This is a genomic window from Paraburkholderia sp. DHOC27 (assembly GCF_003429005.1).
Classification (GTDB): domain Bacteria; phylum Pseudomonadota; class Gammaproteobacteria; order Burkholderiales; family Burkholderiaceae; genus Paraburkholderia.
This window is the reverse complement of record NZ_QVQV01000003.1, coordinates 278,142-291,855: the sequence shown is the minus strand read 5'-3', so window position 1 is coordinate 291,855 and position 13,714 is coordinate 278,142. Positions and strand designations below refer to the sequence as shown.

The 13,714-nt window shown below is 62.7% G+C and carries 16 protein-coding genes; 13 read left to right on the top strand and 3 right to left on the bottom strand.

Annotated features, from left to right (window positions below):
- Positions 1-60: 60 nt before the first annotated feature.
- Both trmL and D0B32_RS13280 read right to left on the bottom strand, forming a co-directional pair.
- Positions 61-531, bottom strand: a complete 471-nt coding sequence (gene trmL, locus D0B32_RS13285; protein ID WP_117334446.1) for a tRNA (uridine(34)/cytosine(34)/5-carboxymethylaminomethyluridine(34)-2'-O)-methyltransferase TrmL — start codon at positions 529-531, stop codon at positions 61-63.
- Positions 532-550: 19 nt separating this feature from the next.
- Complete coding sequence (locus tag D0B32_RS13280; RefSeq protein ID WP_117334445.1) at positions 551-1,357, bottom strand: ComF family protein; 807 nt, start codon at positions 1,355-1,357, stop codon at positions 551-553.
- Between the two features lie 85 nt (positions 1,358-1,442).
- Here D0B32_RS13280 and D0B32_RS13275 point away from each other — a divergent pair, with 85 nt between their 5' ends.
- The 8 genes from D0B32_RS13275 to D0B32_RS13245 all read left to right on the top strand — a co-directional run bounded on the left by D0B32_RS13275 (position 1,443) and on the right by D0B32_RS13245 (position 8,663).
- Positions 1,443-2,411, top strand: coding sequence for a methyltransferase domain-containing protein (locus tag D0B32_RS13275; protein ID WP_117334444.1), 969 nt, complete (start codon positions 1,443-1,445; stop codon positions 2,409-2,411).
- Between the two features lie 256 nt (positions 2,412-2,667).
- Positions 2,668-3,141 carry a DUF2244 domain-containing protein gene (locus D0B32_RS13270; protein WP_117334443.1) on the top strand — a complete coding sequence of 158 codons (474 nt, stop codon included), beginning with the start codon at positions 2,668-2,670 and terminating at the stop codon, positions 3,139-3,141.
- Positions 3,142-3,208: 67 nt separating this feature from the next.
- The gene (coxB, locus tag D0B32_RS13265; RefSeq protein WP_117334442.1) at positions 3,209-4,846 is read left to right on the top strand and encodes a cytochrome c oxidase subunit II; all 1,638 of its coding nucleotides are present in this window, start codon (positions 3,209-3,211) and stop codon (positions 4,844-4,846) included.
- A gap of 44 nt (positions 4,847-4,890) precedes the next feature.
- Positions 4,891-6,507 (top strand): cytochrome c oxidase subunit I, encoded by a 1,617-nt coding sequence (gene ctaD / locus D0B32_RS13260; RefSeq protein ID WP_117334441.1) that lies wholly within the window; start codon positions 4,891-4,893, stop codon positions 6,505-6,507.
- 14 nt (positions 6,508-6,521) lie between these two features.
- Entirely contained in the window at positions 6,522-6,656 is a 135-nt protein-coding gene (locus tag D0B32_RS32535) for a cytochrome oxidase small assembly protein (protein ID WP_220444937.1), read from the top strand.
- Positions 6,657-6,715: 59 nt separating this feature from the next.
- A complete protein-coding gene (locus D0B32_RS13255; RefSeq protein ID WP_117334440.1) occupies positions 6,716-7,330 on the top strand; it encodes a cytochrome c oxidase assembly protein in 615 nt (204 codons plus the stop codon).
- A gap of 69 nt (positions 7,331-7,399) precedes the next feature.
- Positions 7,400-7,624: a DUF2970 domain-containing protein gene (locus tag D0B32_RS13250; protein WP_117334439.1), complete on the top strand. Its 225-nt coding sequence runs from the start codon at positions 7,400-7,402 to the stop codon at positions 7,622-7,624.
- A 181-nt stretch (positions 7,625-7,805) separates the two neighbouring features.
- On the top strand, positions 7,806-8,663 hold the full coding sequence (locus D0B32_RS13245; protein WP_117334438.1) for a cytochrome c oxidase subunit 3: 858 nt from the start codon (positions 7,806-7,808) through the stop codon (positions 8,661-8,663).
- A 308-nt stretch (positions 8,664-8,971) separates the two neighbouring features.
- Here the strand turns inward: D0B32_RS13245 and D0B32_RS13240 are convergent, their stop codons facing one another.
- A complete protein-coding gene (locus tag D0B32_RS13240) occupies positions 8,972-9,181 on the bottom strand; it encodes a twin transmembrane helix small protein (RefSeq protein WP_117334437.1) in 210 nt (69 codons plus the stop codon).
- 87 nt (positions 9,182-9,268) lie between these two features.
- Here D0B32_RS13240 and D0B32_RS13235 point away from each other — a divergent pair, with 87 nt between their 5' ends.
- The 5 genes from D0B32_RS13235 (at position 9,269) to D0B32_RS13215 (ending at position 13,533) form a co-directional block, all read left to right on the top strand.
- Positions 9,269-9,985, top strand: coding sequence for an SURF1 family protein (locus D0B32_RS13235; RefSeq protein ID WP_117334436.1), 717 nt, complete (start codon positions 9,269-9,271; stop codon positions 9,983-9,985).
- Positions 9,986-10,119: 134 nt separating this feature from the next.
- The gene (locus tag D0B32_RS13230) at positions 10,120-10,782 is read left to right on the top strand and encodes a cytochrome C oxidase subunit I (protein ID WP_117334435.1); all 663 of its coding nucleotides are present in this window, start codon (positions 10,120-10,122) and stop codon (positions 10,780-10,782) included.
- 108 nt (positions 10,783-10,890) lie between these two features.
- A complete protein-coding gene (locus D0B32_RS13225) occupies positions 10,891-12,000 on the top strand; it encodes a heme A synthase (protein ID WP_117334434.1) in 1,110 nt (369 codons plus the stop codon).
- Positions 12,001-12,005: 5 nt separating this feature from the next.
- Complete coding sequence (gene cyoE, locus D0B32_RS13220) at positions 12,006-12,911, top strand: heme o synthase (protein WP_117334433.1); 906 nt, start codon at positions 12,006-12,008, stop codon at positions 12,909-12,911.
- 4 nt (positions 12,912-12,915) lie between these two features.
- A complete protein-coding gene (locus tag D0B32_RS13215) occupies positions 12,916-13,533 on the top strand; it encodes an SCO family protein (RefSeq protein WP_117334432.1) in 618 nt (205 codons plus the stop codon).
- The last annotated feature ends 181 nt before the right edge of the window (positions 13,534-13,714 follow it).

The window sequence follows — 13,714 nt, the reverse complement described above, 5'->3', positions numbered from 1 at the left end:
GCCCTCTCCATTGGCCACAAGGACGGGCCGCCCGCGAATATTCGTCAACGCGGATCGAGTTCACGCCCCGCCTTCAAACCCCGCCTGCCGCCAGGCTTCAAACACCACGATCGCCACCGTATTGGACAGATTCAGACTGCGATTGCCCGGCATCATGGGCAGCCTGACGCGCTGTTGACCGTCGAACTGTCCGAGCACCGTATCCGGTAATCCACGCGTCTCCGCACCGAAGACGAACCAGTCGCCCGGCAGAAACGCGTGCGCGTGAAACGCGCCCGAGCCGCGCGTGGTGAACGCGAACATGCGCGCGGGGTCGGGCGATTCCTTGGCCAGGAACGCCGCCCAATCCGCGTGCACGTGCATCTGCGCGTACTCGTGATAGTCCAGTCCGGCGCGCCGCATCTTGGCGTCGTCGAGCGGAAAGCCGAGCGGCTCGATCAGATGAAGCCGCGCGCCTGTGTTGGCGCACAGCCGGATGACGTTGCCGGTATTGGGCGGAATTTCGGGTTCGACGAGAACGACGTTAAACATAATGTGAGCCAGTGGAAAACTAGTTTTTCGGCGTACGCAGCGCGACGAAGTTGGTGACGTGGCGCGCTCCCGCAGCCTTGAGCACACGGGCCAGGGCTTCAAGGGTGGCGCCGGTGGTCATGACATCGTCCACCACGCCGATATGCAATCCCTGCACGGGCGCGGTGACGGTGAAAGCCCGTTCCACGTTGAGCCGGCGCGCGTCGTGATCGAGCTTCGACTGCGGCGCGGTTTCGATCACGCGTCTGAGCAAGGTGGCGTGGCTGCGTACATGAAGCGTCTTGGCGAGCGGACGCGCAATCTGCCACGCCTGGTTGTAGCCGCGTTCGACCAGACGCCGGGCGGCCAGCGGCACCGGCACGATCAGATCGGGACGCTGTGAGGCGTCGAGCGTGTCGTCCGTGAGGCGAGCAAGCCGCCCGGCGAATTCACGCGCGAGCATCAGGCGGGCGCGAAACTTCAGCCCAACGGCCAGTGCATCGAGCGGCGCACGATAGTCAGCCAGCGCGAGGGTGGCGTCGAAGGGCGGTGGCGTGGCAATGCAGTCGCCGCACCGGTAGTCCGTCCGTGCTGCCCTGCGTGCATGGTTCAACGAGCGGTTTGGCAGACGCGACAACGGCACCGCGCACACCGTGCAACGCAAGCGCGTTTCATTCGAGTACGCCTCGTCGCAACCCGCGCAGATGGTGCTCTGCGACATATTGCCGCACAGGGCGCACAGGTTCGGCAAGGCCGCGTGAACGAGCCGGGGCCATGTTGAACGAAGACGGTTCGCAACCGGTGCCAACCGTCTGCCGGAAAAGAAACTGGAACGCTGCAATTGCATGAGTGGTCCGCCCGCGAAGGGCCTCCTGCGCTGAACGGAGAGGAGCGAGCGAGTATACTTCGCACTCTTCGTCCGTGTGACTTCCATGCCCTCCACTTCCGCAAAATCAGGCCGTCCGGCCTATGATTCCCGGCGCCTGCAACGGATTTTCGACCGTCGCGCGGCGACCTTCTCCGAGGTCGCGTTCCTGCCGCGCGAGATCGCGCAGCGCATGCGTGAGCGTCTCGATTTCATCAAGGTGAACCCCTCCAGCGTGCTCGATGCCGGTTGCGGTGCGGGCGAAGACCTGCCCGGTTTGCGTGAGCGCTTCCCCGAGGCGCCGGTGTTCGGCACGGACATCTCCAGTGCGATGCTGACGCGCGGGTTGCAGCACGACGCCGCTGACACCAGTTGGCGGCGCTTCCTGCCGGCCTCGATCGGCAAGGCGCTGGGTTCGCGCGGTCCGCGTTTTGCGCAAGCCGACTTCTCGGCTTTGCCGTTTGCGGCCGGCGCCTTCGAATTCGTCTGGTCCAACCTGGCCTTGCATTGGCACTCGCAGCCCGACCTCGTGTTTCCCGAGTGGCAGCGCGTGCTCAAGGTAGGCGGCCTGCTGATGTTCAGCACGCTCGGTCCGGATACCCTCAAGGAATTGCGCGGCGCCTACGCCGAGGTCGAGGCCGCCCACGGCGTGCCGTCCCGCCCGCATGTAATTGATTTCGTGGACATGCACGACCTTGGCGATATGCTGGTGGAAAGCGGCTTCGAGATTCCGGTCATGGATCAGGAAACCCTCACCATCACCTATAAGTCGCCGCAATCGTTGCTGGCCGACGTGCGCCGCTGGGGCGCTTACCCGTTCCAGCGCGAAGTGGATTCAGACGGCGCAGTCTCCCGGCGGCTCCACAAGGCGCTGCTGGCGGCGCTGGAAGCGCGCCGGCGCGCTGACGGCACGCTGGCGCTGACCTTCGAGGTGATCTACGGACACGCCTGGAAAGCCGTGCCGCGCACCACCGCGGAGGGTCACGGGATCATCCGTCTGGAGGACATTGGACGAGGTCCGTCCCGGAATCGTTGAAGCGGTAAAGAGGGCATCCGTTATGTCTGAGATTAGCGGGGCAAAAGTGTTTCGCATGCTGCGTCAAAACGGCGCAGAGGCTTGTCCCACCGGGCTTGCAGGCCGATAGGGCGTTGCTTGTGGATGCTATAGAACGCGCCTATAATGCGTCAGTTTGTCGCTCGGAGACCCACCTCCAGTAGCGGCAGGCCCGAGGCGCTGGGCTGCAGGACAGGGTAAAAGGCAGGGTGCAAGAGACAATTCGCAGGAGACAGCGATGGTGTCATCTGATCTGCTGGCTGAATCTGAACCGGTCCTGAAAGACTGGATGATGAAGCGCAACTGTTCGGTGTCGCCGAAGCAGTTCGTGTGCTTTTATGTGTCGCTTGCGCTGTTCTCGTTGATCATCGCTTTCATGCTGTTTCTGGTCGGCGCCTGGCTGGTGTTGCCGTTCACCGGAATCGAATTGCTGGCGGTAGGGATCGCTTTTGCAATATATGCGCGTCATGCTGTGGATTACGAACGCGTCCGGCTATTTCCGAACCGTCTCGTGATCGAGCGGGTGAGCGCGGAGCAACTCACCCAGTTCGAATTCAATCCGCGCTGGGTGCGCATTGAGGCGGGTGCAACACCGCGTGACCATATCAAGCTGGTCTCACGCGGCGAGACGATCATGATCGGGCAACACCTCGCGCAGTATCGGCGCGCGCAGTTCGCAGGCGAGTTGAGCATGTGGCTCAGGCGCTGTTAGACGCACTGGCGTGCGCGCCGTTCCAGGGGGAGCGCGAGACAGCCTTCCAGCGGGGTCGAGGGTTTGAATGGAAATTTTCGGTAAGGAAGCTATGAAAACAATCAAGCGAGCCCTCATGGGTGGGCTGGCGCTGAGCGGGCTGCTCTTTGCAGGCGCGGCGCTGGCAGTGGGTGACAGTCCGGGCGGCCCTGCCGTCAACGAGATCAATCTCCAGCCACCTGCCTCCGCAATCGCTGAGGAGCTCTACCATCTCCACACGTTCATGCTGATCCTCTGTACGGTGATCTTCGTGGGCGTGTTTGGCGTGATGTTCTATTCGGTCTTCGCGCACCGCAAGTCGAAAGGACACAAGGCTTCCCATTTCCACGAAAGCACCACGGTCGAAATCATCTGGACGATCGTGCCGTTCATCATCGTCGTGCTGATGGCGCTGCCGGCCACCAAGACCGTCGTCGCCATGAAGGACACGTCCAACGCGGACGTCACCATCAAGGTCACCGGTTATCAGTGGAAGTGGGGCTATGACTACGTGAAGGGCCCGGGCGAAGGCATCAGCTTCTTCTCCACGCTGAGCACGCCGCGCGCCGAGACCGACGGCCAGGCGCCCATCACCGCAACCTATCTGCAGGAAGTCGATCACCCGCTCGTGGTGCCGGTCGACAAGAAAATCCGCATCATCACCACCGCGAACGACGTGGTCCACTCCTGGTACGTGCCGGCCTTCGGCGTGAAGCAGGATGCGATTCCGGGCTTCGTGCGCGACACGTGGTTCAAGGCTGACAAGGTCGGCACCTTCCGCGGCTTCTGTACGGAGCTGTGCGGCAAGGAACACGCGTTCATGCCGGTCGTGGTGGAAGTGCTGTCCGCTGACGACTACGCCAAGTGGGTGGACGACGAGAAGAAGAAAATGGCCGCCGGCGCGGACGACCCGAACAAGACCTACACGATGGCCGAATTGATGGAACGCGGCGGCAAGGTCTATACGTCGAACTGTGCGGTCTGTCACCAGCCTACCGGCAAGGGCGCTGGCGCGTTCCCCGCACTGGACGGCAGCAAGATCGCCAACGGTCCGATCGCCCAGCACGTGAGCCTCGTGCTGAAGGGCAAGAATGCGATGCCGTCGTGGGCGCCCACGCTGTCGGACGTTGAAATCGCGTCGGTGATCACGTACGAACGTAACTCGTGGGGCAACCACACGGGCGACATCCTGCAACCGCGCCAGGTTGCCGATGCACGCAACGGCAAGCTGCCGGAAGGCGGCGATCACACGGCTGACGCAGCCGGTGCCGCTGCGGCAAGCGGCGCTGCGGCAGCGTCGAGCGGTGGCGAGGCAGCGTCGAGCGCGGCCCCGGCTGCCTCGGACAGCATGGCGTCGCAACCGCAGGCTGCAGCGCTGCCGGCCAACGTCTACTTCGAAACCGGCAAGAGCACGCTGCCGGACGACGCGAAAGCCGCCGTCGACGCCGCCGCGGATTACGCGAAGGCACACCCCGACGCGAAGTTCACGCTGTCAGGCTTTACCGACGCAACCGGTTCCGCCGACGTCAACGCCAAGCTCGCCAAGAGCCGCGCTGAAGCCGTGCGCGACGCGCTCAAGGCAGCCGGCATTGCCGAAGACCATATTATTTTAAAGAAGCCGGAAACGGTCACCGGCGGCAGCGATGCCAAGGAAGCGCGCCGTGTGCAGATTAGCCCGGCAGCCTGACGTGTTCATGGTCAGCACCGCAGTATTCGCATTAGGAGATTGTCATGTCTAGCGTTGGACACGATGTAGTTGCGGGCCACGAGCACGTACACGGCGACCCCCATGCCCATGGCACGCCGCATGGCTGGCGTCGCTGGCTGTACGCCACCAATCACAAGGATATCGGTACGCTGTACCTGATCTTCTCGTTCACCATGTTCCTCTCCGGGGGCGTGATGGCGTTGATGATCCGTGCTGAACTGTTCGAACCGGGTCTGCAGATCATGCGCCCCGAGTTCTTCAACCAGTTGACCACGATGCACGGCCTGATCATGGTGTTCGGCGCGATCATGCCGGCCTTTGTGGGCTTCGCGAACTGGATGGTGCCGCTGCAGATCGGTGCATCGGACATGGCCTTCGCGCGCATGAACAACTTCAGCTTCTGGCTGCTGCCGGTTGCCGCGGTCCTGCTGGTCGGTTCGTTCTTCGCACCGGGCGGCGCCACCGCCGCGGGCTGGACGCTGTACGCGCCGCTCTCCACGCAGATGGGCCCGGGCATGGACTTCGCGATTTTCGCGGTCCACTTGATGGGTGCTTCGTCGATCATGGGTGGCATCAACATCGTTGTGACCATCCTCAACATGCGCGCGCCTGGTTTGACGCTGATGAAGATGCCCATGTTCGTCTGGACGTGGCTCATCACCGCCTACCTGCTGATCGCCGTGATGCCGGTTCTGGCCGGTGCGATTACGATGGTGCTGTTCGACCGCCACTTCGGCACGTCGTTCTTCAACGCAGCGGGCGGCGGCGACCCGGTGATGTACCAGCACATCTTCTGGTTCTTCGGGCACCCCGAGGTGTACATCATGATCTTGCCGGCGTTCGGGATCGTTTCGCAGGTGATCCCGGCGTTCTCGCGCAAGCCGCTGTTCGGCTATAGCTCGATGGTGTACGCAACGTCGTCGATCGCGATCCTCTCGTTCATGGTGTGGGCGCACCACATGTTCGCTACCGGCATGCCGGTGACGGGCCAGCTGTTCTTCATGTACGCCACCATGCTGATCGCCGTGCCGACTGGCGTGAAGGTGTTCAACTGGGTGGCCACGATGTGGCGCGGTTCGCTCACCTTCGAAACGCCGATGCTGTTCGCGGTGGGCTTCCTGTTCGTGTTCACGTTCGGTGGTCTGACGGGCCTGATGCTCGCGATGGCGCCGCTCGACATCCAGTATCACGGCACTTACTTCGTGGTGGCGCACTTCCACTACGTGCTGGTGGCCGGGTCGCTGTTTGGGCTGTTCTCGGGCTGGTACTACTGGTCGCCGAAGTGGACCGGCTGGATGTACAACGAGACGCGCGGCAAGATCCACTTCTGGGCCTCGATGATCTTCTTCAACCTCGCCTTCCTGCCGATGCACTTCGTGGGCCTCGCTGGCATGCCGCGTCGTTACGCAGACTATCCGGCGCAGTTCACGGACTGGAATCAGGTCATCACGATCGGCGCGTTCGGCTTTGGTCTGGCACAGGTGTACTTCCTGTTTGCAGTGGCACTGCCGGCCTACCGTGGCGGTGGCGAGCTTGAAAAGGCGGGCGACAAGCCGTGGGATGGCGCAACGGGCCTCGAATGGACTGTGCCGAGCCCGGCTCCGTTCCACACGTTCGAACACCCGCCGACAGTCGAATGAACGGTCGTAGCAGCATGGCGCCGAATTCACCCAAACAATGTACGCCCGAACAGATCCGGGCGGGCAATCTGCGGCTCGGTCTCGTCCTGCTGGTCATTGCGGCGGCGTTTTTCGTAGGGATCTTCGTCAAACAGAGCTTCTTCTCCTGAGCCTCTGTTTGACTGATCCGGTTGTCTGAACTGGATTGATGGCTTGTTGAGGAAGTTCGATGTCGATGCAACCGCAGGCCGAGGCCGATCGCTCGTTCAACCGGTCGATGCTGATCAAGCTCGTCGTGGTGGCGTGCCTCATGTTCGGCTTCGGGTTTGCGCTGGTGCCGATGTACCGGGCGATCTGCCAGATTAGCGGCATCAATAACCTGGTGCAGCGTGACGTGTCGGCGGCGGAGGCGAAGAACACGCAGGTCGACATGAGCCGCACGATTTCGATCGAATTCGACGCGAACGCGCGCGGTCCGTTGGGATTCAAGCCGGAGCAGCGCAGTATGGACGTGCATCCCGGCGAAGTGACGACGGTGCTGTACACGGTGAGCAACGAACAGGCGCGCCCGGTTCACGCGCAGGCCATTCCGAGCTACGCCCCGCGAGAGGCCACCGAGTACTTCAAGAAGATCCAGTGCTTTTGCTTTTCGCAGCAGACCCTGGCTGCGAACGAACGAAAACTGTTGCCGGTGGTGTTTGTCGTGGACCCGAAGTTGCCGAAGGACGTGAAGACCATCACGCTGTCGTACACGTTCTTCGAATTGAATACGCCCGCGCCGGTGACGAGCGGGACGGCGGCGCCGGCGGTTGCAGCCGTGGCGATGATCGCCAACCCCGGCTGACGGCTGGTTGAGCCACGGGGCCGGGACACCGCTGCTGATGACACGCGCGACAGGCGAAGGAAGGACGTGATGAGTGACAACGGCGGTAGTGCAGGCGGTCCTGGCGTCAGGAAGAGCAGCTTCGGCCAGTCGATGAAAGCCGTGTTCTGGGCGTTCTTCGGCGTGCGCAAGGGAAGGGATCTGGAGGCGGATGCCACCCAGCTCAACCCGTTGCACGTGATTGCGGCAGCGTTGATCGGCGCGGCCATTTTTGCGGCCATTCTGCTGCTCGTCGTACGCGCTGTGGTGAAGTGAGATTGACGGATTGCACCAGCGGTCCTCTGCCGGGCGCTGTCTCGGGATGGGATGAGGCGGTGAGCACGAGTGACGAATGAAGCGGTAAGAATAAAGCGGTGCGGAGTCGGCGCGCCGTCAGAGAGACAGCCGGACTAGAACCGGACCAAGCGGACAACTGGACTGAAGTGGAGAATCAAGAATGAGCGGTCAAAACGAGAGCCCGTACTATTTCGTACCGCATCCGTCGCGGCATCCGATCAGCGCGGCCATCGGGCTGCTGGTCATGCTGTCTTCGGTGGCGGCGTGGATCAACGGTGAGAGCTGGGCGCCCATCACCGTGCTCATCGGTCTGCTCTGGCTGCTGTTCACGCTGTGGCACTGGTTCGGCGACGCGATTTCCGAGTCCGAAGGCGGCATGTACGGCAAGAACGTCGACAAGTCGTACCGCTGGAGCATGAGCTGGTTCATCTTCTCGGAAGTCATGTTCTTCGGCGCTTTCTTCGGCGCGCTGTTCTACGCCCGCGAAATTGCGCTGCATCAGCTGGGCAGCCTCGACTACAAGCTGATCTGGCCGGATTTCACGGCGGTCTGGCCGAACGACGGTCCCGCTACGCTGGTCTCGCACTTCAAGTCCATGCAACCGTGGCCGGTGCCGACCATCAACACGGCGCTGCTGCTGTCGTCGGGCGCGACACTGACGGTGGCTCACCATGCGCTGCGTGAGAATCACCGCAACAAGACGATCATCTGGCTGGGTGCGACCATCCTGCTGGGGCTGTGCTTCCTGTTCCTGCAAGGCTTCGAGTATTACCACGCGTACAACGAGCTGAACCTGACGCTGGACTCCGGCGTGTATGGCTCGACCTTCTTCCTGCTCACCGGTTTCCACGGCTTCCACGTGTTCCTGGGTGGCACGATGTTGACGGTGGTGTTGATCCGGGTGATTCGCGGTCACTTCACCGCAGACCACCACTTCGCGTTTGAAGGCGCCGCCTGGTATTGGCACTTTGTGGACGTGGTGTGGCTGGGGCTGTATGTCGTGGTGTACTGGCTGTAATGCGGTGCGGCCTGGGCGCAGCCGTACGGTGTGCGCCGCGGGCCTTCGCAGTGCCGGCTTCGCTGCAGACCGCGAAGCCCGCACGTAGCACGGAAAACGCGATGCAGAATTCGATGTAGACCTTACGCAGCGCCGCCCTCGACCCTGTCAGGGCGGCGTTTTGTTTGGTGGGCAGTGCGCAAGGCGGTTAAAGAGTGCGCTTGCGGTGGCGCTTTTAGACGTGCTCAGAAGGTGACGCGCAGCGCGACGCAAACGCTCGCGTAACCGGGGCAGGGCACGCCAGGCAAGGTAGCCAGGCCCGTCGTCGATTAGCGGCCGTAAGGAATACCTGTCGACTGGATCCAGCCCATCCAGTGTGCGAACAGGATGAACAGGAACAGCGAGATCGACAGACCCACACGGGTGGCCAACGACCAGACCATGCGTTTCGTCGTACCTCGGTCGTGCAGCATGAAGTACAACGCCGAGGCCATGCTGGCGATGATCAGGGCAAAGGCGATGGGAACGAGAATGTGCATGAAATCAGCTAAAAATCAGGGGCGCGAAGGCGATAAGGCTATTATCGCACCGTGCGTCGGCCGCCGTGCGACGTCGAGTCAGCCGCGATGAAAGTCCGTTTGTGGCCTGCTCTGCTGATCCTGATCGTCGTCGTGGTGACGGTGCGGCTCGGCTTCTGGCAGCGTGACCGCGCGCATCAGAAGGAAGCGCTGGAAGCGCACATCACGCAGTTCGAGAGTGCGCCTGCGCAGTCGATCGGCAGCGCGCCCATCGCGCTGAACGACATCGAGTTTCATCGCGTGCGTGCCGTCGGCGAGTTCGTGCCGGACAAGGTCGTGTATCTCGACAATCGTCCGTATAACGATCAAGCCGGCTTTTATGTGGTGATGCCCTTTAAACTGGCCAGCGGCGGCTACGTGCTGGTCAATCGCGGCTGGCTGCCACGCAACGTCAACGAGCGCACGCTGATCGAACCGTATGCCACGCCCTCGGGTCAGATCGAGATCGAAGGCATTGCCCGGGCCGACGCCACACGTGCGTTCGAGTTGGGCGAGGGCGGTTCCGCCGCGCATCAGTCGATTCGCCAGAACCTGGACGTGGCTGCGTACGCTACGGAAACCGGTTTGCCGCTGCAGCCGTTCGTGATCCAGCAGACCAGCGACGACGGCGACAAACTCGTGCGTGACTGGCCAGCGCCGAATACCGACGTCGACCGCAACTACGGCTACATGTTCCAGTGGTGGGGCATGGCCGTCGCAGCGGTGGGCTTTGGACTGTACGCCGCACGCCGCGCAGCGAAGAAAGAGCATGCGCAGGGTGCCTAGGTGATCTGAAACACGCGTGGCATGAGTGGTGTCCAGTGAGTGGTGCCCAACTAACTGCTCGCGTGCCATGCCCCGAACGCGCCAAGCCCGGCCTGAAGGCTGCGTGCCGCGCCATCATTGATAGAGGTTCAGTAGTGTCGACGCAATCTCCCCGTTCGCCGCAAACCGGCAAATCCACCGGCGCCGCCGCCATGCCTGGCCAGCCGCAAGGCAAGGGCTCGTGGCAACGCGGGCGCTGGATGCTGCTGCTCATCGCTGCAATCTGCGCGGCGCCGGCTATCGGCGCGTACTTCGCGTACTTCGTGGTCAAGCCGACCGGCGGCACGACTAGCTACGGCACGCTCGTCGAGCCGCAGCGGCCGATTCCCGACGCGCTGGTCGTGACCGGTGACGACGGCAAGCCCATCAAACTGACGGCGCTGCGTGGCAAGTGGCTGCTGGTCTCCGTAGACAGTAGCGCCTGTGACAAGGCCTGCGTCACCAAGCTGTACTTCATGCGCCAGGTGCGCGCCACGCAGGGTCCGGAGCGGGACCGCGTCGTCGAGGTCTGGCTGCGCACGGATGAGTCAAAAGTGGCGGATGTGATCGAAAAGGCCTATCCGGATACGCAAAAGCTGATCGCTGATCCGGCCGCGCTCGCCGCGTGGCTCCCTGTCGACGCGGGCACGACGCTCACGGACCACATCTTCGTGGTCGATCCGAACGGCAATCTGATGATGCGTTTCCCCAAAGATCCGAACCCGAGCAAGATCAAAGGCGACATCACGAAGTTGCTGAAATGGTCGAGCATCGGCTGATGCGGCGTTTTAACGCAGGGCGGGTGACATCCGGCATTGGACCGGCGGCGCCGCGCCTGCCACTATTCACACCGTCGAGCACTGCGCTATCGCTGGAAGGTTAGAGAGATGTTTGTACTGGAACTGGGCCTGATTGGCTTGTGTATCGCGTTGTTGCCGCTGTCCTACGTATGGGTGCGGGCCGACGACAGTAAATTCCGCAAGCTCGTCTGGGTGACGACGTTCATGACGCTGGACCTCGTGATGTTCGGCGGCTTCACGCGCCTGACCGACTCGGGCCTAGGCTGTCCGGACTGGCCGGGCTGTTATGGCACGTCGTCGCCGTTCATCGCGCATGCCGCCATCGCCGCTGCGCATCAGGCCATGCCCACCGGGCCGGTCAGCATGACCAAGGCGTGGATCGAAATGATCCATCGCTACTTCGCGATGGCCATTGGCGTGTTGATCGTCGCGCAGACGGTGATTGCGTGGGTGGCGCGCGTGAAGCGGCGGCCCTTGCATGTTTCGCCGTGGTGGCCGACCTCGCTGTTGCTGCTAATCCTTGTGCAAGGCGCTTTCGGCGCATGGACCGTGACCATGAAGTTGCAGCCGGTAATCGTCACGACGCATCTGTTGTTGGGGCTCGCGTTGCTGGGCGGCCTGGGCTGGCTGGCAGCGCGTCAGACGCCGATTCCCGCTTACGAACCCGAGGCCGCGCGCTGGCGGGTGGCGGCGCTCGCAGGGCTGGCGCTGCTGATCGTGCAGATCGCGCTGGGCGGCTGGGTGAGCACCAACTACGCTGTGCTGGCCTGCACGGATTTCCCAACCTGCAACGGTCAATGGATTCCCGCCATGAACTTCGCGCAGGGCTTTCACCTGTGGCGCGCACTCGGCATGACCGGCGACGGTGAGATGATCACGCAGGATGCGCTGGTCGCGATCCACTGGACCCATCGCACGTTCGCGATCTTCGTGGTGGCTTATCTGCTGTGGTTCGCCTTGAAAGTGCGTCGCTTCGAATCGCTGCGCCGTCCCGCCGATGGCGTGCTGCTGGTGGTGCTGATCCAGTTCATCACCGGGCTGTCGAACATCGTCCTGCAATGGCCGTTGCCCATTGCAGTCGCCCATAACGGTGGCGCCGCGATCCTGCTGCTCCTGCTCGTTATGCTAAACTTTCGAATCGCTTATAGCCGTCCCGGCCGCGCCGCGTTGCCTGCGAGCGGGGCCGCGCCAGCGTGACCCTCATGGACAGCACAACTCTTTCCCAGACCCCGGGCAGCCGGATCTCCCAATACATCGCGCTTACCAAGCCGCGCGTCACGCAGCTTGCTGTGTTCTGCGCGGTCATCGGTATGTTTCTCTCCACGCCCGGCATGGTGCCGTGGACCGTTCTGATTGGCGGCACCATCGGCATCTGGTTGCTGGCCGGCGCGGCGTTTGCCATCAATTGCCTCGTTGAACAGAAAATCGACGCTAAGATGCGGCGCACCTCGTGGCGTCCGTCGGCACGTGGTGAGATCACCACGGCGCAGATCCTGTCGTTCTCCGCGGTACTCGGCGGCCTCGGCATGTGGACCCTGGCCACGTTCGCCAATCCGCTCACCATGTGGCTCACGCTGGCCACGTTCGTTGGTTATGCGGTGATCTATACGCTGCTGCTCAAGCCCGCCACGCCACAAAACATCGTGATTGGCGGCGCTTCTGGCGCGATGCCGCCGGCGCTCGGCTGGGCTGCCGTCACCGGCCACGTACCGGGTGATGCATGGATTCTCGTGCTCATCATTTTCGTGTGGACGCCGCCGCATTTCTGGGCGCTTGCGCTGTATCGCCGCAAAGACTACGAAAACGCCGGCTTGCCGATGCTGCCCAACACGCACGGCGAGCAATACACGCGGCTGCACATCTTCCTGTACACCGTAATCCTGTTCGCGGTCACGCTGATGCCTTTCATCTCCGGCATGAGCGGCATCGTGTATCTGGTGGCGGCCGTGCTGCTCGGTGCCGTTTTCCTTGCTTACGCCTGGAAGATCTACCGCGAGTATTCCGACGCGCTGGCGCGCAGGACTTTCCGTTACTCGATCATTTATCTGTCGCTGCTGTTCGCCGCGCTGTTGGTCGATCACTATGCACGTGTCCTGATCGGCGCGTAACACCATGCTCACGAATCGGCTAGTGCGCGCCGCGCGCGTCGCCTTGATGGCTTGCGCGCTGGGCGCCACGCTTCTCGCTGCGGGCTGTGGCAAGCCGGCGCCCTCGTTCCAGAATCTCGACATCACCGGTAACACGCAGTTCGGCACTGACTTCGCGCTGCCCGATACCAGCGGCAAGGTTCGCACGCTGGCGGACTACAAAGGCAAAGTCGTGGTGCTGTTCTTCGGCTACACGCATTGTCCGGACGTGTGTCCCACGACGATGGCCGAACTTTCGCAGGCGCTTCAGCAACTCGGTCCGGCGGACGCGCAACGCGTTCAGGTACTGTTCGTCACCGTCGATCCCGAGCGCGACACGGCAGCCTTGCTGGGGCAATACGTGCCCGCCTTCAACCCGTCGTTTGTCGGCTTGCGCCCTGCGGATCAGGCGCAGCTGACCAAGGTGACGAAGGACTTCCGCGTCTACTACGCGAAGGTGCCGGGCAAGACGCCCGACAGCTACACGATGGACCACACGGCAGCCAGCTATGTGTTCGATCCCGATGGCAAGCTGCGGCTGTTCGCACGCGATGGCCAGGGCGCCGCACCGTGGGTGCACGACATCAAGCTGTTGCTCAACTAACTGCAAGGCGACGCGCCGGGTTGTATGTGACGGCGCGTAACACGTTGTCAGTCATCTCGAGGGCAAGCGCCGCCCTTCCACGCGCGCCTACGCCTCACGCCCCGCGCCCCTCTCCAGACCACCGCGTCTGACCCCGCCTCAAGTTCCACCCAGCCTCTGCCGTTAAAGCAAAAGCAATCGT